This is a genomic window from Streptomyces sp. NPDC111507 (assembly GCF_055638955.1).
In genome coordinates this window covers 707,229-726,015 of record NZ_JBVKBU010000001.1, presented here as the reverse complement: position 1 = coordinate 726,015, position 18,787 = coordinate 707,229, and the positions used below count along the sequence as shown (strand labels likewise).

Genomic DNA, 18,787 nt, shown 5'->3' with positions numbered 1-18,787 from the left:
GGAGGAGGAGAGCGGTGGGCGATCCGTGCGGGATTCCGGGCGGGATACGTGCAAGAGGAACCCGGTGCGCCCAGGCAACTATTCCGATGCTTCGGCGTACTAACAAAATCTTGACCTTCCCATGAAGAACTGACCCGGCATCAGACCTGGCGGGTAAGTGAAACGTGTTCTAGTCTGGCGCGCCATGAAGGCCTACGTCGCCGGGGTCGGGATGACCAGGTTCGAGAAGCCCGAGACCCGTGATTGGCAGTACTGGGACATGGTGCGGGAGGCAGGGAGTGCCGCGCTCACGGACGCCGGGATCACGTACGCCGAGGTGGAACAGGTTCCTGTCGGCTACTGCTTCCAGCCCTCGACCGCCGGCCAGCGCGCCGCGTACGAACTCGGTCTGACCGGCGTCCCCGTCTACAACGTCAACAACAACTGCGCCACCGGATCGAGCGCGCTGATGCTGGCCCGGCAGTTCGTCGAGGGCGGGATCGCGGACTGCGTGCTCGCGCTGGGCTTCGAGAAGATGAAGCGCGGGGCGCTGGGGGGCGGGGCGGACGGGGGAGACTTCTCGACGTCCCCGGTGGCCCGCCACTACGGCGTCATGGCCGCCCGGCACGGCTTCGAGATGTCGCCGCCCACCGCGCAGATCTTCGGCGACGCGGCGCGCGAGCACATGGAGAAGTACGGCACCACCGAGGCGCAGCTCGCCGCCGTCGGCGCCAAGAACCACCGCCACTCGGCGAACAATCCCTACGCCCAGTTCCAGGACGTGTACGGGGTCGACGAGATCCTCGCCGCCCGGGTCGTGCACCGGCCGCTGACGAAGCTCCAGTGCTCGCCCACCTCGGACGGGGCCGCCGCCGCGGTCGTCGTGTCCGAACGGTTCGTGGAGCGCCACGAGCTGGCGGACAAGGCCGTCGAGATCGTCGCGCAGGCCATGACCACCGACACCGAGGAGTCCTTCGCGTCCGGCTCCTGCCTCGACGTCGTCGGACAGCCGATGTCGCGGGAGGCCGCGCGCCAGGCGTACGAGCGGTCGGGGCTCGGCATCGACGACGTGGACGTCGTGGAACTGCACGACTGCTTCTCCATCAACGAGCTGCTGACGTACGAGGCGCTCGGGATGTGCGAGGAGGGGGAGTCAGGCAAGCTCGTCGAGTCGGGGGCCACGACGTACGGCGGGCGGTGGGTCGTGAACCCGTCCGGCGGGCTGATCTCCAAGGGGCATCCGCTGGGGGCGACCGGGATCGCCCAAGTGGCCGAGCTGGTGTGGCAGTTGAGGGGCGATGCGGGTCCCCGGCAGGTGGCGGGCGCGCGGGTCGGGCTCGCCCACAACATCGGGCTGGGCGGGGCGGCGGTGGTCACGCTGCTCCGGGCGGCGGGCTGATCACCAGGGGGTCCGCTCCAGACCGCCGCGATGTTCGAGGCTGCCTCGACGCCGGGTTCGAGGCTGTCTCGATGCCCGGTACGCGGGTGGCCCTAGGACCAGTGGCCCAGGGCGAGTGCGGCGAAATCCCGATGCAAGGACCGTAGGGCGGTTGAGAGCATGACACCCATGCTTCGAGCCGCGGAAGACACCCGAATACCAGCCCGCGTCGCGCCGCCCACCTGGCTGGTGGTGGCGCTCGCCTGCGCCGGACAGTTCCTCGTGGTGCTCGACGTGTCCGTCGTGAACGTGGCGCTGCCGTCCATGCGGACCGACCTGGGGCTGAGCGCGCCGGGACTGCAGTGGGTGGTCAACGCGTACGCGATCGCCTTCGCCGGGTTCATGCTGCTCGGCGGGCGGGCCGGTGATCTGTACGGGCGCAAGCGGATGTTCCTGGTCGGGCTCGCGCTGTTCACGGTGGCCTCGCTGGGCGGCGGGCTCGCCCAGGCGGGCTGGCAGCTGCTGCTCGCGCGGGCCGCGCAGGGGCTCGGAGCGGCGGTGCTCGCGCCCTCGACGCTGACGATCCTCACCTCGGCGGTCCCGGAGGGTGCCGCCCGCGCACGGGCCATCGCGACCTGGACGGCGGTCGGCGCCGGGGGCGGGGCGGTGGGTGGTCTGGTCGGCGGCCTGCTGGTGGACGGGCTGTCATGGCGATGGGTGCTGCTGATCAACGTGCCGGTGGGCGCGGTGGTGCTGGCGGGCGCCGCACGGTGGCTCGTGGAGAGCCGGGCCGGGGACGGGCGGCGGCTCGACCTGCCGGGCGCGCTGCTGGTGACGGCGGGGCTCGCGACCCTCGCGTACGGGATCGTGCAGACCGAGGCGCGGGGGTGGGCGGCGGCCGCGACCCTCGTGCCGTTGTGTGCCGGGATCGCGCTGATCGGCCTGTTCCTCCTGGTCGAGGCGCGGACGCGGGTGCCGCTGATGCCGCTGCGCCTGCTCGGTGTGCGGGCGGTGGCGTCGGCGAACGCGGCCATGTTCGTGTGCGGCTCCGCGATGTTCTGCATGTGGTTCTTCATGACGCTGTACGCGCAGAACGTGCTCGGCTACTCGCCGCTGGGCGCCGGGTTCGCGCTGGTGCCGAGCTCACTGGCGGTGGTCCTCGGCTCGAAGCTCGCGCCGCGGCTCATGCCGGTGGTCGGGGCGCGCAACGTCGCCGTCATCGGGTCGCTGGTCGCGGCGGCCGGCTTCGGCTGGCAGTCGACGATGACGGCCGACGGCTCGTACCTGACGGCGGTCATGTTCCCCGGGATCCTGATGATGGCGGGCGCGGGGCTGGCCGCCACCCCGCTCGCCTCGCTCGCGACCTCCGGCGCGGCGCCGGGAGACGCCGGTCTGGTGTCCGGGCTGGTCAACACCTCCCGCACGATGGGCGGTTCACTCGGACTCGCCGTCATGTCGACCATCGCGGCCTCCCGCACGGGGAGCGGCTCGTCGGCCCAGGCCTTGACGGCGGGGTACGCGCTGGTCTTCCGTACGGGCGGGTACGTACTGCTCGGCGGGGTGGTGCTGATGCTGCTGTGGCTGCCCTCGAAGATCTCCGCTCGCTGAGGCCACCGAAGATCTCCTGCCGTCGAGGCAACGAAATCCGGTCCTCGTGGACTCCTTTGTACATCTAGGAGGTGCCCATGGGGGATCGGAAGCAGGCTCGGGACGAGGAGTTCCAGCGCTTTGTCATCGGCCGCTGGCCGCGGTTGATGCGTACGGCATTTCTCCTTACGGGGGAGCAGCACGCCGCCGAGGACCTGGTCCAGACGACGCTGGAGCAGGTCTACGTGGCCTGGCGCAGGGTCGGCGCGGCCGACGACCCGGAGGCCTACGTACGGCGCGTGATGATCAACGCACACGCCCGGAAGCACCGCAGAAGGCTCAAGGAGTTCCTGGCGCCGAAGGACGACTCGGGGCTCACGCACGAGCTGCCCGACCAAGGTGACCGGATCGCCCAGGCCGACGACCGCAGCGCCCTGCTGACGGCGCTCGGCGAACTGCCGCCGCGCCAGCGCGAGGCGGTGGTCCTGCGGTACTGGGAGGACCTGAGCGAGAGCCAGGCGGCGGAGGCGATGGGCTGTTCGGTGGGCGCGGTGAAGAGCAACGCGGCGAAGGGGATCGCGAAGCTGCGCGCCATACCGGGCCTGGCGGACATGGTGACGCACGGAGGGCGGAAGTGATGAGCGCGGACCGGGAGACGAACCACGACATGACACACAGGGACATCGCCTTCCTGCTGGCCGACGCAGCGGACGAGGCGGACATCGGTATAGCCCCCTACCAGGCGGTGATCCGCGGTGGCCGCCGCCGCAAGGCCCGCCGCTGGGCACTGGCGGCAGCGGCGGCGCTGGTGATCGCCGGTTCGACGGGCACGCTGGCACTGGCCGGGGCGACGGGCGGCGACGCACGGCGGGTCGCGCCGGCGGCGACGCGCCCGCCGGTGGGCGACGAGCGGCATCTGTACGAACCGCAGCGCAGCGACCTGGCCAGGGGAACCGAGCACGGCAAGAAGTGGAAGGTCGTCATCGACGTCTGGGGAGCGCCCCGGAACAAGGCGGAGGCGCAGGGCCAGCTGGACGCGATGACCGGGTCCGGGCTCGGCAAGCCGTGGGTGAACGTGCGCGATGCCTCCGAACTCATCGGCAAGAGCTCGTACTTCGTCCGCCTCACCTTGGACGGCAGGACGTCGATCAAGTTGCTGGGGGCGTTCGAGAAGGGCGACACCATGACGGGTACGGACCTCAAGTCCGGCGCGATGCCCTTGGAAACCAGCAGGACGGCGACGAGCGGGACCGACCAGCGGCTCGTGGTCGGTCAGGTCGCCACGACCGCCCAGGAGGTCACCTGCACCTGGGACGACGGCACGACGACCGAGGCGTCGAGGCCCGCCCCGGGCACGGGCATCGTCGGGGACTTCGAGGATGCGATCCGCCCGGCGGACGGCTCCCGGTCCGACTGGTTCGTCTGCGTGGGACCTGAAGGAAGGAACTTCAAGGCGGTGGCGGTGACGAAGTAGGAGGTTCGCGCGCGGTGAGCCGGCCGGCGGTCAGAGCCAGCCCTGCTGGCGGGCCTCCCGCATCGCCTCCATGCGGTTGCGGGTGTTCGTCTTGCCGATCGCGGAGGAGAGGTAGTTGCGGACGGTCGACTCGGAGAGGTGGAGCTTGGAGGCGATGTCGGCGACGGTGGCGCCGTCCACCGAGGCCTTCAGCACGTCGCACTCACGGGCGGTGAGCGGATTGGGACCGGCGCTCAACGCGGCGGCGGCGAGCGCCGGGTCGATGACCGTCTCGCCGGTCAGCACCCGCCGGATCGCCTCGGCCAGGTCCTCCACGGGGCCGTCCTTGACCAGGAACCCGGCGGCGCCCGCCTCCATCGCGCGCCGCAGATACCCGGGTCGGCCGAAGGTGGTGAGGATCAACACGCGGCAGTCCGGCGCCTGTTCGCGCAGTACCGCGGCGGCGTCCAGGCCGCTCATCCCGGGCAGTTCGATGTCCAGTAGGGCCACGTCCGGGCGGTGTATCAGCGCCGCGTCCACGATGGCGTCGCCCGCCGCGACCTGGGCGACGACCTCGATGTCCGGCTCCAACCCCAGCAACAGGGCGAGCGCGCCCCGCATCATTCCCTGATCCTCGGCAAGCAGGACACGCACGGACTTCGTGGGCCGGTGGTCCCGGGGCATCTCGTTCACGGGGCCAAGCGTAAGGCGGGGGAAGGCGCGGGACCCGTCGTGGTGCGCACTTCGCCGGTCATTAAAAACTCTCCATGGTTCGACTCCGCGCATCTTGACGGCCCTTGACTCCGGGCAAACAATCGCCTCGACATTCCGCGATCGCCTTTGCCATTCCTGTGTCGGGCCGATATTCGCAAACGTTCGGCATTTCGACCGGGAATGGTTCGGTATTTCGATCGAACGATGTCCGGTATTTCGACCGGATACCCGCACTGTCCTACCAGGAACGGAAGAGGTGCATGGTGTTACCAAGATCGTCGCGCCCGAGAAGCGCCGTGCTGGCCGTGCTGTCGGTGCTGGCGGCCGTCGTCGCGCTCGCCGTCGGGACCCCGGCGGCCACCGCCGCGGGATCGCTGCCCTGTGACGTCTACGCCGCCGCGGGCACGCCCTGTGTCGCCGCGCACAGCCTCGTCAGAGCGCTCTACTCGTCGTACAACGGCTCGCTCTACCAGGTGCAGCGCGCCTCCGACAGCGCCACCGCGAACATCGGTCTCCTGGCGGCCGGCGGGTACGCGAACGCGGCGGCGCAGGACTCCTTCTGCTCCGGCACCACCTGCATCATCACCAAGATCTACGACCAGTCCGCGCGCCACAACGACCTCACCGTCGAGGGCGCGGGCGGGGCGGGCGCGGCCGACGTCGGGGCACCCGCGGACGCGCTGCCCGTGACCGTCGGCGGCCACCAGGTCTATGGCCTGGAGATCTCGGCCGGCATGGGCTACCGGGACAACTCCACCTCGGGCGTGGCCACCAACGGGGCGGCCGAGGGGATGTACATGGTGACCTCCGGAACCCATGTGAACGGCAGCTGCTGCTTCGACTACGGCAACGCCGAGACCAACAACAAGGACACCGGCAACGGCCACATGGACGCGATCAACTTCGGCACCGAGTGCTGGTTCTCGCCCTGTTACGGCCAGGGCCCCTGGGTGCAGGCCGACCTGGAGAACGGCCTGTTCCAGTCGGACTCCGGCTACAGCAAGAACACGTCGAACACCGGCACCGGGCCGATGCCGTTCGTGACCGCTTTGCTGAAGAACAACGGTCAGGACCATTTCGCGCTGAAATACGGCAACGCCCAATCGGGCGGTCTCACGACCACTTATTCCGGGGGCGAACCCACCACCAGTGGTTACTCGCCCATGCATCAGGAGGGCGCGATCGTCCTGGGCACCGGCGGCGACAACAGCAACGGCTCCATCGGGTCCTTCTTCGAGGGCGTCATGACCTCGGGCATCCCGACGGACGCCGCCGACAACTCCGTCCAGGCCAACATCGTCTCCGTCGGCTACGGCGGTGCGACCGGCAGCACCGGCTCACTGACGGCCGGGTCGGAGATCTCGCTGCGCGCGACCACCTCGTGCTGCAAGACCGACTACATCCGTCATCAGAACAACGCGGCGGTCATCTCGGCCATCACGTCGAGCAGTTCGACGCTCGACAAGGGTGACGCCACCTGGATCGTCCGCAGGGGCCTCGCCGACAGCTCCTGCTACTCCTTCGAGTCACGGAACTACCCGGGCGACTTCCTGCGGCACTACAACTACCAGCTCTACCGACAACCCATGGTCGGTACCGCCCAGTTCAGACAGGACGCCACGTTCTGCGCCGGGACCGGCAAGAGCGGGACGGGGACCTCGTTCGCTTCGTACAACTACCCGACGAGATACCTCCGGCACTACAACTACAACGTCTACATAGCGAGTGACGGCGGCTCGAACACCTTCGACAGCGCCACCTCGTGGACGGACGATGTGAGCTGGGCGGTCACGGCTCCCTGGGCGCCGTAGCCACCGAAGAGGACGCCAGGTCCGCCGCCTCCACCGGGAGTTCGGCGGTCACCGCGAAGCCGCCGCGCGGCGACGGGCCGGCCCTGAGCGACCCGCCCGCCGCCGCGAGGCGTTCCGTCAGGCCCTTCAGCCCGGTCCCGCCGACACCCTCGGCGGGACCGGTCGAGGCGCCCGTGCCGGTGCCGTCGTCCGTGACGGTCAGGCGGACATGGCCGCCCGGTACGCCCTCGACGGTGATCTCGCAGCGGGTCGCGCCGCTGTGCCGTACGACGTTCGTCACCGCCTCCCGGACCACCCAGCCCAGCAGGGCCTCGTTCTGCGGGGTCAGCGGTGCGCCGGACTGGCGGACCACGGGGTCGACGCTCGCCGCGGACAGGGCCGAGCGGGCCCGGTCCAGTTCCGTGGTGAGGCTGCCCTCGCGGTAGCCGGTCACCGCCTCGCGGATCTCGGTCAGCGCCTGCCGGCCCACGGACTCGATGTCCGTGATCTGCGTGAGGGCCGCGTCCAGGTCGCGCGGGGCCAGCCGGCGGGCCGCCTCCGACTTCACCACGATGACGGAGAGCGTGTGGCCGAGCAGGTCGTGCAGATCGCGGGAGAAGCGCAGGCGCTCCTTCTCCACGGCACGGCGGGCCAGCTCCTCGCGGGCGGCGCGCAGCTCTCGTACCGCCTCGGAGAGGGAGAGGATCGCCGCCGTCACCATGGTGGACAGGAAGGTGCCGTACGCGACGTTCACCGCGTCCCAGCCCGCCCGGACGAAGGAGACCACCGCCGCGAGCGCGGTCAGGCTGAGACCGATCTGACCGAGCCGCGGGCCCCGCAGCACCGCGCCGGTGGCCAGGCCGAGGAGCGGGAAGAAGTACAGCCAGCTGCCGCCGTATCCGAGGGCCAGCCCACAGGTGACCAGGCCCATCAAGGCGAGCGCCACCTTGGTGGAGCGGGCCTCGCGGGCCTCCTTCACGAAGGCGCGGAACGTCACGTAGATGTAGAGGGAGTTGAAGGTGAACAGACCCAGGCCGCCGATCCAGGGGTTCGCGGTCTTGCCCTGGAGGAGGTTGGAGAAGGCGCCCATCCCCATCAGCAGCCACGGCAGCAGCGCGAAGCCGGTGGGTGGCGGGCCCGGGTTCTCGGGCATCTTCCCGCCGCTCCTGCGGGCGGCCCGCTGCTCGGCCTTGAAGCGTTCCATGTCGGCCCGCCAGCGCGCCCGCGCCGCTCGCCACTCCTGCACCTGACAAGTGACCTCTCGTATCCAGGACATGTCCCCGCTCCCCCTTCGGACGGTCCGCTTCAGATGGTCCGCGCGGCCCTGCGGTACGAGACCACAGCGTACGAACCGAAGGCCAGTAGCCAAGCCGTGAGAACCGCCACCGCGCCGAGCGCCGGTGCGCCGCCCTCGGCGACGGACACGCCGAGCTGGGCGATGCGGTTCGTGGGGGTGAAGCCGGACAGGGACTGGAGCCAGCCCGGGAAGAGCGTGAGCGGGAACCACAGACCGCCGACCACCGAGAGCCCCAGGTTGCACACCATGTTCGCGACACCGGTCGTCTGCGCGGTGAGCCGGTAGCCGTTGCCGAGGCCGAGCAGGGTGAAGGGTATCGAGCCGAGCCACAGCAGCACCGCGACGGCGGCCCACTGCCAGACCTCCAGCCGTACGCCGTTGACCAGGCCGCCCGCCGCCAGCACCACGGCGATCGCGGGCAGCACCGTCACCGAGCCCGTCAGCGTCCGCCCGAGCACCACCTCGCGCGGGGTCATCGGGGTCACCCGCAGCTGCCGCAGCCAGCCGATCGACCTGTCCTCGGCGACCCCGCCGCCGGTGTTCAGGGCCGAGCCCACCGCCCCGTACGCGGCCATGCCGATCATCGAGCCGGTCTGCCAGCCGCCGTCACTGCCGTCACCGAGGTTGGTGAACAGGAGGTACATCATCACGGGCATCGCGATGCCGCCGATGACGAAGCCGGCGTCGCGCAGCGTCCGGCGCACTTCGAGGCGCAGATAGTCCAGCATCACACCGTCTCCAGAACATGTGAGGTGAGCGTCATGAACGCGTCGTCCAGGGATGCGGGGACGACCTCCAGGCCGCGGATCGCACCGAGCTCCGCCAGCGCGAGCACCGTCGCGTCCGAGTCGTCCGTGCGCAGCCGGGCCCGGTCTCCGCGCACCTCCACCGACACCACACCGGGCAGCAGGGTCAGCCCCTCGGTGCCCCGGCCCGCGAGGTCGAAGGAGACCAGGTTGCCGCCCACCGACCGCTTGAGCTGCTCGCCGGTCCCGTCGGCGACGAGCTGGCCGTGGTCGATGACGAGGATCCGGTCGGCATGCGCGTCGGCCTCCTCCAGGTAGTGCGTGGAGAACAGGACGGTGTGGCCACGCCGCGCATAGGACCGCATCGAGTCCCAGAACGCGCGCCGCGCCTCCACGTCCAGCGCGGCGGTCGGCTCGTCGAGCACGATCAGGTCGGGGTTCCCGGCGAGCGCCACCGCGAACCGCACCCGCTGCGCCTGTCCGCCGGAGAGCCGGTCGACGCGCCGTCCGGCCAGATCCGCGATCCCCGCGAGCTCCAGCGCGTCGGCGACCGGGAGCGGCGCGGGATAGCGGCCCGCGACGAAGGAGACCAGCTCACGGACGGTCACGCGGGGCACCGGCCGGGTCTCCTGAAGCATCGCGCCGACCCGCCCGGCGCGCACCGCCGCCTCCGGGGGGCCGCCGAAGAGCGAGACCGTCCCCTCGTCCGGCTCGTTCAGACCGAGCAGCAGGGAGATCGTGGTCGACTTCCCCGCCCCGTTGCGCCCCAGCAGCGCCACCGTCTCGCCGCGGCGGATCTCCAGATCCACTCCGTCCACGGCGCGCACCGCGCCGAACGCCTTGACCGCCCCCGTGAAGGACACGGCACGCTCTGTCCCACCTGTCTGTGTCATGTCTGAGACGGTACGAATCCGCGGCCCCTGCCCGGCAGATGCGCTTGTACGGACTCCGGCAGGACAAATGTCACGGCCGGGCGGACGGACCGTTGACCTGACAGGGCGTCAGGAGCCTTCACAACTGCCGAGTGCTGGGCTATACAAGGGTCGCCGGACTGGAACGCGTTCTAGATCGGCCAGTGTCGACCTCGGTGCGGCCGACGGTGCGGACGGCCGCACCGAGGTCTTTCGCGCTACTGATCAGGAGCCCCATGCCCATCGACGCCGCCAAGGCCCTCGCCGCCGAACCCCGCAGCGGTGAGATCACCTGGGACCGCAAGGACGTCCAGCTCTACCACCTCGGCCTCGGAGCGGGCGTCCCGGCGACGGATCCCGACGAACTGCGCTACACCCTCGAATCGAAGCTGCACGTCCTGCCGAGCTTCGCCACCGTCGCGGGCGCCGGTTCCCCCGGAGTGATCAGCGGTCTGTCCATGCCCGGCGTCGACGTCGACCTCGCCCGCGTCCTGCACGGCGGCCAGACCATCGAAGTGCACCGCCCGATCCCGGTCGAGGGCAAGGCCCTGGCCACCGGGCGGATCGCCGCCATATACGACAAGGGCAAGGCGGCCGTCCTGGTCATGCGCACCGAGGTCGCCGACGCCGAGGGACCGTTGTGGACGAACGACGCCCAGATCTTCGTACGGGGAGAGGGCGGCTGGGGCGGCGACCGTGGCCCCTCCACCCGCCTCGAGGAGCCCGCCGGTGCGCCGGACCGGACCGTCGAGCGCCCGGTCCGCGAGGAACAGGCGCTGCTCTACCGGCTGTCCGGCGACTGGAACCCGCTGCACGCCGACCCCGAGTTCGCCAAGCTCGCCGGGTTCGACCGGCCGATCCTGCACGGGCTGTGCACGTACGGGATGACGGTCAAGGCGGTCGTCGACACGCTGCTCGGCGGGGACGTGGCGCGCGTCCGCTCGTACACCACGCGCTTCGCCGGGGTCGTGTATCCGGGGGAGACCCTGCGCATCCGTATGTGGCGGCAGGAAGGCAGCGTCCGGGTGGCCGTGAGCGCCGCCGAGCGCGATGACGCGCCGGTCCTCGCCGACACCGTCGTCACACACTCCTGAGCCCAGCCCGTCAGTGATCAGCCCGTAGTCGAGGGGAGCCGCACCATGCGCGCAGCCGTACAGCACGAGATAGGCCAGGACAAGCTGGAAGTCCTCGACGACATCGAGGCGGTGGGCTTCGGGCCGGGCAAGGTGCGGATCCGGGTGCGGGCCACCGGGCTGTGCCACTCCGACCTGTCCGCGATGAGCGGCGTACTGCCGCAGCCCGCGCCGTTCGTACCCGGCCACGAGGGTGCCGGGGAGATCGTCGAGGTCGGCGAGGGCGTCACGCATCTCAAGCCCGGCGACCGGGTCGTCGTCTGCTGGCTGCCCGCCTGCGGCGTCTGTCCCGCCTGCAAGCGCGGCCAGAGCCAGCTGTGCCTGGCCGGCTTCATGAATGCCGGCACGCCCAACTTCAGGCGCCCGGGCGGAGACGTCTTCGGCTTCGCCGGGACCGGCACCTTCACCGAGGAGGTCGTGGTCGACGCGGGCTCCGCCGTACCGATCCCGGACGACGTGCCCTTCGACATCGCGGCCCTCATCGGCTGCGGAGTGACGACCGGCCTCGGCGCCGCCCTCAACACCGCGGACGTGGCGGCCGGTTCCTCGGTCGCCGTGATCGGCTGCGGTGGCGTCGGCATCTCCGCGATCCAGGGCGCGCGCCTCAAGGGCGCCGCCGAGATCGTCGCCGTCGACCCGGTCGCCTCACGCCGGGAGGCCGCTCTGCGGTTCGGCGCGACGAAGGCGGTCTCGCCCGACGAACTCCCGGGCGCGAAGCAGTCGGTGACCGGCGGCGAGGGCTTCGACTACGTCTTCGAGGTCGTCGGCCGCTCCGCCACCGCCCGCACCGCGTACGAGAACACCCGCCGCGGCGGCACCCTCGTCATCGTCGGCGCGGGCGCCATGGACGACTTCCTGCAGCTCAACATGTTCGAGCTGTTCTTCGACGAGAAGCGGATCCTGCCGTCCATGTACGGCGGCGGAGACGTTCTGCGGTCGTACGAGCGGACGGTCGCCCTGTGGCGCGCGGGCCGCATCGACCTGGAGAGCCTGATCACCCACCGGGTGCCGCTGGCCGGGATCAACGAGGCGCTGGACCAGATGCGGACGGGAACCGCGCTGCGTACGTGCATCGAGATCTGACCCCCACGGCCGCTGCCGGCTGACCCCCACGACCGCCCCCACGACCGCCGCCACGATTGCTGAGGACTTCGATGTCACTGCCACTTGAAGGGCTCGCCGCGATCGTCACCGGCGCGGGGCGCGGGCTCGGCCGGACCGAAGCGCTGGAACTGGCCCACCTGGGTGCCGCCGTCGTCGTCAACGACTACGGGCAGCCCGGACGGGACGGCTCCGGCGCGGCCTCGGCCACCCCCGCCGAAGAGGTCGCCGCCGAGATCCGCGCCGCGGGCGGCCACGCCCTCGCCCACACCGGGGACGTCTCCGACCGCGAACGGGCCCGTGAGCTGGTCGACCTGGCGATCGGCGAGTTCGGGAAGCTGGACATCCTCGTCAACAACGCGGGCATCCTGCGCGACCGGATGGTCTTCTCGATGTCCGAGGACGAGTGGGACTCCGTCATCCGCGTGCACCTGAAGGGCCACTTCAACACGACCCACTTCGCGTCCGTGCACTGGCGGGCGCGGTCCAAGGCGGCGGACGGGCCGGTGTACGGGCGGATCGTGAACACCTCCTCGGAGGCGTTCCTCGCGGGCTCGGCGGGACAGCCCAACTATGCGGCGGCCAAGGGCGGCATCGTCGGTCTGACGACCTCGACCGCGCTGGCGCTCGCGAAGTACGGCGTGACGGCCAACGTCATCTGCCCGCGTGCCCGGACCCGGATGACCGAGGACGTGTTCCACGGTTTCGAGGTGCCCGAGCAGGGCCTCGATCCTCTCGCCCCCGAGCATGTCGCGCCCCTCGTCGGCTACTTGGCCTCGCCCGCCGCCGCGCACGTCAACGGACAGCTGCTCGTCGTGCACGGTGGCATGGTCGCGGTCGTCGAACGGCCGCGGGTGGCAGCCAAGTTCGACACCAAGCAGGACGCCTTCACCTACGACGAACTCGACGCACTGCTCGGCCCGTACTACGCGGAGCGGCCAACGGGGGAGACGTTCGCGGCGGCGGAGGTACTGGGACTCAAGCACCTCTAAGCGCTCCGCTGGAAGTGCCGGGATGTGCCGTCGATCGTCTGCGGCGCCCTCGTGGCTGGTCGCGCGGTTCCCCGCGCCCCTTCAGGGCGCTGCCGAACCGCAGCGGACTTCACCCGACCCGCTTAGGTCCCGCAGTTCCCCCTGCTTCCCCCGGCCCGTCCGCCCCGTACGAAACGGCCCCGCTCGCGCCGGGCGCGGGCGGGGCCGTATCGCTGGTCCTGCTTACCGTCAGGCCGATGCGTTCTGCTGGTCGGACGGCTTGCGGTGGCGGCCGTGGGGGGTCGCCTCGTCGTCCCGGCCGGAGACCGGGCCGCGGTGCTTGCCGTGGCCTTCGTCCTGGACCGTCGCCTCGTGGGCGTCGGTGGCCGGCGGTTCCATGGTGCTGGTTTCGCTCATGTGGAAGTGTTCACCCCGTCAACAAGATCCTTCTTTGCAGCCGGGGGATTCTAACCGGTCGCTCACGCGGGAACGGGGGCGGGTGACCTGTTCTCTCCCCCGGGTCCCCCTTCGGGCCGGACGGCCTCGTCCTCGGGTGCCGGGCGGGCGGATAGGTGCCGCCTCTTCACGGGGGACTGCCCGCTCAGCGGTGCCTGTTGGAGGGGGACCGGGCGCGCCGCGGGCCGTTCCGGCGGAGGGGGCGCCTCCGCCGTCGTCGTTGCTGCGGCGGGTGCCGTCATCTTCGTCACCCCGCACGGCACCGACCCCGTCGCGTACGGCAGTTGGAGGACCCCCTCCCTGGTCCACAGGCCCGCGCCCGCCAACCAGCCTTCCGGCGCCGCGAGATGGTGGACCTGGCGTTCGACCGGCCGCCACACACCCACCCAGCTGCCGGCCGGCCCGTCGATGCACAGGGCCACCGCGCAGCGCTCCGGCGTCAGTACCTGCCCCGGCTGGATCGCGAACGGCGTCACCGCGCAGTCGGTGGCGCGCAGACAGTCGGGGAAGCGGATCGGCAGGGTGCTGCCGAGGACGCCCCAGCCGAGGCGGTCGTGGCCCGGGGACGGAGCGTCGGAGCGGACCAGCAGCAGTCCGCTGTCGGCGTCCGCGAGCAACAGCCGGTCGTCGCTGTCCTCGGCGATCTGCAGCAGTGGCGTTACTTCACCGCCGCGCCCCAGGTCGACGACCACCGTCTTGGTGCGGCCGTCCTGGTGGCGGTCCAGGGCCAGCAGGCGCCCCGTGCCGTCCAGCCAGACCCCGCCCGAACAGCGGCCCGGCACCTCGGCCAGGTGCTCGGGCCCGAACGCCCCGCCCGCCACCAGCCACACCGCCGTGGAGGCGCGGCCCGTGGAGAGGGCGTACGCGTGCTCCCCGTCCGGCGCGGGCGGCAGCAGCCGCAGCCGGGTGTCCTCGTCGTGGCACTCCACCGCGCCGAGGAGCAGCTCCCCGGTGCCGGGCCCGGTCGGGTACAGCAGGGAGAACGTGTGCCGCCCGTCCGCGACGCGGTGGATCAGCACCCGCCCGTCGGACATCGGCAGCACCTCGGTGCCGGGCTCCTCCGGCTGGTGGGACGGCAGCGGTACGGCGTAGGGCTCGGGGCCGTCCAGCGTCCAGCGCTCCGGGAACCAGCACGCGCCGTCGAGGGCGAGGCGGGCCGCGTAGGTTCCGTCCGCGGCGATCACACAGGTGGGGCGGGCGATCGGGTCCGCGGGGCGGACGATCGCATCCATGGGGCAGGCGGTCGCGTCCGCGGGGTGGGCGGTCGCATCCGTGGGGCGAGTGGCCCGCTCGTCCCCGGGTTCCGCCGCAGGTTCGGTGGCACAGGCCGTCATCGTTCGGTCACCTCCGGCGACGAAGCTAGTTTTCGCACGCACAGACGTGGGACCGGCGGGCGGGCGCTTCACACATAAGGGTGGCCGTGCCGCGATTCGCCTGAGGGAACGGGGACGCGTGTGCTGAACGGTGCGGGGAGAAGGGGGCGGGACCCGGATCACCGGGGCCGCCCGCCGCCGGGATCCCTGGTCGCGCACCCCGGGACCGGCCCGCGACCGGTGGGACACCGGCCCGAGCCAGGTAGCCTTTTCCCCGTGCCCCGTCTGTCTGAAGTCATCGCCGCGCTCGACACCCTCTGGCCCCCCGAGAGGGCCGAGGGATGGGACGCGGTCGGCACCGTGTGCGGCGAGCCTGACCAGGAGATCACCCGCGTCCTGTTCGCCGTCGACCCCGTTCGGGAAATCGTCGACGAAGCGGTGAAGCTGGGCGCGAACCTGCTGGTCACCCACCATCCGCTCTATCTGCGCGGGACGACGACGGTCGCGGCCGACACCTTCAAGGGCCGGGTCGTGCACACCCTCATCAAGAACGACATCGCGCTGCACGTCGCCCACACCAACGCCGACCGCGCCGACCCGGGAGTCAGCGACGCCCTCGCCGGGGCGCTCGACCTCCGGGTCGTACGGCCGCTCGTGCCGGACCCCACCGACCCCGAGGGCCGCCGCGGCCTCGGCCGTGTCTGTGAGCTGGACCACCCGCTGACCGTCCGTGAACTCGCCGCGCGCGCCGCCGGGCGACTGCCCGCCACCGCGCAGGGCATCCGCGTCGCCGGTGACCCGGAAGCGGTCGTACGGACCGTCGCGGTCAGCGGCGGCTCCGGCGACAGCCTCTTCGACGACGTGCGCGCCGCGGGCGTCGACGCCTTCCTCACCGCGGACCTGCGCCACCACCCGGCATCAGAGGCCCGCGCCCACAGTCCTCTCGCGCTGCTCGACGCGGCGCACTGGGCCACCGAGTGGCCCTGGTGCGAGCTGGCCGCCGCCCAGCTCGACGAGATCTCCGACCGCGAGGGATGGGACCTGCGGGTCCACGTCTCCAAGACGGTCACCGACCCCTGGACCGCCCACGCGGCGTCCACCGAAACACCTAACGCAATGGGAGCCCCCAACTGAACGCCGCGCCCGCCGACCAGATCCGACTTCTCGACGTCCAGGCCCTCGACGTACGCCTGCAACAGCTCGCGCACAAGCGGAGGTCCCTTCCCGAGCACGCCGAGATCGAGTCGCTGAACAAGGACCTCACGCAGCTGCGCGACCTGCTCGTCGCCGCGCAGACCGAGGAGAGCGACTGCGCCCGCGAGCAGACCAAGGCCGAGCAGGACGTGGACCAGGTGCGCCAGCGCGCGGGCCGCGACCAGCAGCGCCTGGACTCCGGTGCCGTCACCTCCCCCAAGGACCTGGAGAACCTCCAGCGCGAGATCACCTCCCTCGCCAAGCGGCAGGGCGACCTGGAGGACGTCGTCCTCGAGGTCATGGAGCGCCGCGAGTCCGCGCAGGAGCGGGTCGCCGAGCTGACCGAGCGGACCTCCTCCGTGCAGTCGAAGATCGACGACGCGACCGGTCGCCGGGACGCCGCCTTCGAGTCCCTCGACGGCGAGAGCGCCTCGGTGACCAAGGAGCGCGAGGTCGTCGCGGCCTCCGTCCCCGCCGACCTGCTGAAGCTCTACGACAAGCTGCGCCAGCAGCAGGGCGGCGTCGGCGCCGCGCGGCTCTACCAGCGCCGTTGCGAGGGCTGCCGCCTGGAGCTCAACATCACCGAGGTCAACGACGTGAAGGCGGCCTCCCCGGACACCGTGCTGCGCTGCGAGAACTGCCGCCGCATCCTGGTGCGTACGTCCGAGTCCGGTCTGTAAGGGGCGCGGGGCGTGCGGGAGTTCATCGTCGAGGCCGACGGCGGGTCCCGGGGCAACCCGGGACCCGCGGGGTACGGCGCCGTGGTCATCGACGCGGCCACGGGGGAGACGCTGGCGGAGCGTGCCGAGTACATCGGCATCGCCACCAACAACGTCGCCGAGTACCGGGGCCTGGTGGCGGGCCTGCGCGCCGCCCACGAACTGGACCCGACCGCGCGCGTCCGGGTCCGGATGGACTCCAAGCTCGTCGTCGAGCAGTTGTCCGGCCGCTGGAAGATCAAGCACCCGGACATGAAGCCTCTGGCCGCGGAGGCGGCCCGCGTCTTCCCGCCCGACCGGATCACCTACGAGTGGATGCCGCGCGAACAGAACAAGCACGCGGACCGACTGGCCAACGAGGCGATGGACGCCGGCAAGCGGGGCGAACAGTGGTCGCCCGGTGAGGGGCGCGGGGCTGTGACATCTGCGGCTCCGCCGCGTGGGCGCGACCAGTCCCCACCGACCCGCGGCCGGACGACTCCCGGCGGCGAAGCCGCGAAGTCCGAGGACGACGCACGGGCCGCACGCAACGTGGCCACACCGGCGCCGTCGACCGGCTGGGGTGCGGCCCCCGACATGGGCGCCCCCACCACCTTCGTGCTCCTGCGTCACGGCGAGACCCCCCTCACCCCCCAGAAGCGTTTCTCCGGCAGCGGCGGCACCGACCCGTCGCTCTCGGACGTGGGCCGGGAACAGGCCGAGCGTGTCGCCGCCGCGCTGGCCGCACGCGGCACCGTCCAGGCGATCGTGGCGTCGCCACTCACCCGTACCCGCCAGACCGCCGCCGCCGTCGCCGCCCGCCTGGGACTGGACGTCGCCATCGAGGACGGCCTGCGCGAGACGGACTTCGGCGCCTGGGAGGGCCTCACCTTCGCCGAGGTGCAGGAGCGCCACCCCGAGGACCTGAAGACCTGGCTCGCCTCCCCGAAGGCCGAACCGACCGGCGGCGGCGAGAGCTTCGCGGCGACCGCCCGCCGTATCGCCACCACCCGCGACAAGCTCATCGCCTCCTACGCGGGCCGCACCGTCCTCCTCGTCAGCCATGTCACCCCGATCAAGAGCCTCGTACGGCTCGCGATCGGTGCCCCGCCGGAGTCCCTGTACCGGATGGAGCTGTCCGCGGCCTCCCTGTCGGCGGTGGCGTACTACGCGGACGGCAACGCCAGCCTGCGCCTCTTCAACGACACCTCGCACCTGCGCTGAGCGGCACGGGCCCGCAGGATCTCGGCGGTCTCCCGGTCCGCCGGCAGGAACGCCTCCAGATGGAGCTCGGCGAGCGTCACGTCGACCGCGGTCGCGAACGACGTCAGCGTGGTGAGCAGTCTCAACTCGCCCTCCGCGCACCGCAGTCGCAGCGGCACGGCGAAGCCGAGATAGTCGGCGCCGGGCTCACTCGCCGGTACGTGGTCCGCCAACTCCTCGGCCAGGGAGGCGAGTCGGGGATCGGGGCTGCGCACGGCACGGGCCCGCAGGTTCTCCACGATGTGCTGCCCCCACGCGTCCAGGTTCACCACCCGCGATCCCATCCCACGCGGATGCAGCGCGAGCCGCAGCACATTGACGGGCGGCGCGAGCAGCGCGGGGTCCGCGCCCTCGGTGAGCACGTCGAACGCCTCGTTCGCCGCGACGAGTTCACCCCGCGGCCCCGCCACCACCGCCGGATACGGCAGATGCCCTTCGAGGATGCTGTCCAACGCCTCCCGTACGGGCTTCAGGGCGACCGCGTCGAGCGGTGACTCCGTGAACGCGGGCGCGTAACCGGCCGCCAGCAGCAGCGAGTTGCGCTCCCGCAGCGTCAGGCCGAGCGACTCGGCGAGCCGTATCACGATCTCCCTGCCGGGCACCGACCGCCCGCGCTCGATGAAACTGACGTACCGCTGGGTCGTCCCCGCCCGCGAGGCGAGCTCCAGCTGACTGACCCGGCGCGCGGTGCGCCAGCGCAGCAGCTCCCGGGCGAAGGGCGGCGGTTCGGTCACCGAGGCGGCGGTGCTGAGGGTCATGGCTCAGTTGTACGTCACGGGTACGACAGTCCGGCCATACCTCAC

General features: G+C 71.5%; 18 protein-coding genes. 11 read left to right on the top strand and 7 right to left on the bottom strand.

Features of this window, described 5'->3' with window-relative positions; translation table 11 throughout:
- The first annotated feature begins 184 nt into the window (after positions 1-184).
- From ACZ7M2_RS03255 to ACZ7M2_RS03240, 4 genes are all read left to right on the top strand, one after another.
- Positions 185-1,378 carry a lipid-transfer protein gene (locus ACZ7M2_RS03255; RefSeq protein WP_471593912.1) on the top strand — a complete coding sequence of 398 codons (1,194 nt, stop codon included), beginning with the start codon at positions 185-187 and terminating at the stop codon, positions 1,376-1,378.
- 159 nt (positions 1,379-1,537) lie between these two features.
- Entirely contained in the window at positions 1,538-2,965 is a 1,428-nt protein-coding gene (locus ACZ7M2_RS03250; protein ID WP_352045646.1) for an MFS transporter, read from the top strand.
- Positions 2,966-3,042: 77 nt separating this feature from the next.
- Positions 3,043-3,582 carry a SigE family RNA polymerase sigma factor gene (locus ACZ7M2_RS03245; protein WP_471593911.1) on the top strand — a complete coding sequence of 180 codons (540 nt, stop codon included), beginning with the start codon at positions 3,043-3,045 and terminating at the stop codon, positions 3,580-3,582.
- Positions 3,582-4,418 (top strand): hypothetical protein, encoded by an 837-nt coding sequence (locus ACZ7M2_RS03240; RefSeq protein WP_471593910.1) that lies wholly within the window; start codon positions 3,582-3,584, stop codon positions 4,416-4,418. Before ACZ7M2_RS03245 ends, ACZ7M2_RS03240 begins: the two co-directional genes overlap by 1 nt.
- 30 nt (positions 4,419-4,448) lie before the next feature.
- On the opposite strand, the gene ACZ7M2_RS03235 is transcribed toward ACZ7M2_RS03240, so the two are convergent.
- Positions 4,449-5,081, bottom strand: a complete 633-nt coding sequence (locus tag ACZ7M2_RS03235) for a response regulator transcription factor (RefSeq protein ID WP_352045797.1) — start codon at positions 5,079-5,081, stop codon at positions 4,449-4,451.
- 290 nt (positions 5,082-5,371) lie between these two features.
- Here ACZ7M2_RS03235 and ACZ7M2_RS03230 point away from each other — a divergent pair, with 290 nt between their 5' ends.
- Complete coding sequence (locus ACZ7M2_RS03230) at positions 5,372-6,922, top strand: alpha-L-arabinofuranosidase B (RefSeq protein ID WP_471593909.1); 1,551 nt, start codon at positions 5,372-5,374, stop codon at positions 6,920-6,922.
- On the opposite strand, the gene ACZ7M2_RS03225 is transcribed toward ACZ7M2_RS03230, so the two are convergent.
- The 3 genes from ACZ7M2_RS03225 to ACZ7M2_RS03215 are packed head-to-tail and all read right to left on the bottom strand — an operon-like array spanning position 6,900 to position 9,837.
- A complete protein-coding gene (locus ACZ7M2_RS03225; protein WP_471593908.1) occupies positions 6,900-8,177 on the bottom strand; it encodes a sensor histidine kinase in 1,278 nt (425 codons plus the stop codon). The genes ACZ7M2_RS03230 and ACZ7M2_RS03225 overlap by 23 nt on opposite strands.
- Before the next feature lie 29 nt (positions 8,178-8,206).
- Positions 8,207-8,926, bottom strand: a complete 720-nt coding sequence (locus tag ACZ7M2_RS03220) for an ABC transporter permease (protein ID WP_471593907.1) — start codon at positions 8,924-8,926, stop codon at positions 8,207-8,209.
- Positions 8,926-9,837: an ABC transporter ATP-binding protein gene (locus ACZ7M2_RS03215; RefSeq protein WP_471593906.1), complete on the bottom strand. Its 912-nt coding sequence runs from the start codon at positions 9,835-9,837 to the stop codon at positions 8,926-8,928. The genes ACZ7M2_RS03220 and ACZ7M2_RS03215 overlap by 1 nt, the downstream gene beginning before the upstream one ends.
- Positions 9,838-10,091: 254 nt before the next feature.
- Between ACZ7M2_RS03215 and ACZ7M2_RS03210 the strand changes: the two genes are divergently transcribed.
- The 3 genes from ACZ7M2_RS03210 (at position 10,092) to ACZ7M2_RS03200 (ending at position 13,081) form a co-directional block, all read left to right on the top strand.
- Positions 10,092-10,949: a MaoC/PaaZ C-terminal domain-containing protein gene (locus tag ACZ7M2_RS03210; RefSeq protein WP_403687629.1), complete on the top strand. Its 858-nt coding sequence runs from the start codon at positions 10,092-10,094 to the stop codon at positions 10,947-10,949.
- Positions 10,950-10,994: 45 nt separating this feature from the next.
- On the top strand, positions 10,995-12,071 hold the full coding sequence (locus ACZ7M2_RS03205) for a Zn-dependent alcohol dehydrogenase (RefSeq protein ID WP_403687627.1): 1,077 nt from the start codon (positions 10,995-10,997) through the stop codon (positions 12,069-12,071).
- Between the two features lie 71 nt (positions 12,072-12,142).
- On the top strand, positions 12,143-13,081 hold the full coding sequence (locus ACZ7M2_RS03200) for a 3-oxoacyl-ACP reductase (protein ID WP_471593905.1): 939 nt from the start codon (positions 12,143-12,145) through the stop codon (positions 13,079-13,081).
- A gap of 228 nt (positions 13,082-13,309) precedes the next feature.
- Here ACZ7M2_RS03200 and ACZ7M2_RS03195 read toward each other — a convergent pair whose 3' ends face one another.
- Together ACZ7M2_RS03195 and ACZ7M2_RS03190 are read right to left on the bottom strand one after the other, a co-directional pair.
- On the bottom strand, positions 13,310-13,477 hold the full coding sequence (locus ACZ7M2_RS03195) for a hypothetical protein (RefSeq protein WP_398095057.1): 168 nt from the start codon (positions 13,475-13,477) through the stop codon (positions 13,310-13,312).
- Between the two features lie 62 nt (positions 13,478-13,539).
- Positions 13,540-14,850 carry a hypothetical protein gene (locus ACZ7M2_RS03190; protein ID WP_471593904.1) on the bottom strand — a complete coding sequence of 437 codons (1,311 nt, stop codon included), beginning with the start codon at positions 14,848-14,850 and terminating at the stop codon, positions 13,540-13,542.
- Positions 14,851-15,105: 255 nt separating this feature from the next.
- Between ACZ7M2_RS03190 and ACZ7M2_RS03185 the strand changes: the two genes are divergently transcribed.
- From ACZ7M2_RS03185 to ACZ7M2_RS03175, 3 genes are read left to right on the top strand one after another with little or no spacing between them, the layout of a single operon-like run.
- Positions 15,106-15,963, top strand: coding sequence for a Nif3-like dinuclear metal center hexameric protein (locus ACZ7M2_RS03185; protein WP_471593903.1), 858 nt, complete (start codon positions 15,106-15,108; stop codon positions 15,961-15,963).
- Entirely contained in the window at positions 15,960-16,703 is a 744-nt protein-coding gene (locus tag ACZ7M2_RS03180) for a zinc ribbon domain-containing protein (RefSeq protein ID WP_471594508.1), read from the top strand. Before ACZ7M2_RS03185 ends, ACZ7M2_RS03180 begins: the two co-directional genes overlap by 4 nt.
- Before the next feature lie 12 nt (positions 16,704-16,715).
- Complete coding sequence (locus ACZ7M2_RS03175; RefSeq protein ID WP_471593902.1) at positions 16,716-17,945, top strand: bifunctional RNase H/acid phosphatase; 1,230 nt, start codon at positions 16,716-16,718, stop codon at positions 17,943-17,945.
- On the opposite strand, the gene ACZ7M2_RS03170 is transcribed toward ACZ7M2_RS03175, so the two are convergent.
- Positions 17,888-18,742 (bottom strand): helix-turn-helix domain-containing protein, encoded by an 855-nt coding sequence (locus ACZ7M2_RS03170; RefSeq protein ID WP_471593901.1) that lies wholly within the window; start codon positions 18,740-18,742, stop codon positions 17,888-17,890. The genes ACZ7M2_RS03175 and ACZ7M2_RS03170 overlap by 58 nt on opposite strands.
- Positions 18,743-18,787 lie beyond the last annotated feature (45 nt).

Excerpts from the sequence above, each read along its gene's own strand:
- ACZ7M2_RS03255 (WP_471593912.1), top strand. The coding sequence starts at position 185 with ATGAAGGCCTACGTCGCCGGGGTCGGGATGACCAGGTTCGAGAAGCCC.
- ACZ7M2_RS03250 (WP_352045646.1), top strand. The coding sequence starts at position 1,538 with ATGACACCCATGCTTCGAGCCGCGGAAGACACCCGAATACCAGCCCGC.
- ACZ7M2_RS03245 (WP_471593911.1), top strand. The coding sequence starts at position 3,043 with ATGGGGGATCGGAAGCAGGCTCGGGACGAGGAGTTCCAGCGCTTTGTC.
- ACZ7M2_RS03240 (WP_471593910.1), top strand. The coding sequence starts at position 3,582 with ATGAGCGCGGACCGGGAGACGAACCACGACATGACACACAGGGACATC.
- ACZ7M2_RS03235 (WP_352045797.1), bottom strand. The coding sequence starts at position 5,081 with ATGCCCCGGGACCACCGGCCCACGAAGTCCGTGCGTGTCCTGCTTGCC.
- ACZ7M2_RS03230 (WP_471593909.1), top strand. The coding sequence starts at position 5,372 with ATGGTGTTACCAAGATCGTCGCGCCCGAGAAGCGCCGTGCTGGCCGTG.
- ACZ7M2_RS03225 (WP_471593908.1), bottom strand. The coding sequence starts at position 8,177 with ATGTCCTGGATACGAGAGGTCACTTGTCAGGTGCAGGAGTGGCGAGCG.
- ACZ7M2_RS03220 (WP_471593907.1), bottom strand. The coding sequence starts at position 8,926 with ATGCTGGACTATCTGCGCCTCGAAGTGCGCCGGACGCTGCGCGACGCC.
- ACZ7M2_RS03215 (WP_471593906.1), bottom strand. The coding sequence starts at position 9,837 with ATGACACAGACAGGTGGGACAGAGCGTGCCGTGTCCTTCACGGGGGCG.
- ACZ7M2_RS03210 (WP_403687629.1), top strand. The coding sequence starts at position 10,092 with ATGCCCATCGACGCCGCCAAGGCCCTCGCCGCCGAACCCCGCAGCGGT.
- ACZ7M2_RS03205 (WP_403687627.1), top strand. The coding sequence starts at position 10,995 with ATGCGCGCAGCCGTACAGCACGAGATAGGCCAGGACAAGCTGGAAGTC.
- ACZ7M2_RS03200 (WP_471593905.1), top strand. The coding sequence starts at position 12,143 with ATGTCACTGCCACTTGAAGGGCTCGCCGCGATCGTCACCGGCGCGGGG.
- ACZ7M2_RS03195 (WP_398095057.1), bottom strand. The coding sequence starts at position 13,477 with ATGAGCGAAACCAGCACCATGGAACCGCCGGCCACCGACGCCCACGAG.
- ACZ7M2_RS03190 (WP_471593904.1), bottom strand. The coding sequence starts at position 14,850 with ATGACGGCCTGTGCCACCGAACCTGCGGCGGAACCCGGGGACGAGCGG.
- ACZ7M2_RS03170 (WP_471593901.1), bottom strand. The coding sequence starts at position 18,742 with ATGACCCTCAGCACCGCCGCCTCGGTGACCGAACCGCCGCCCTTCGCC.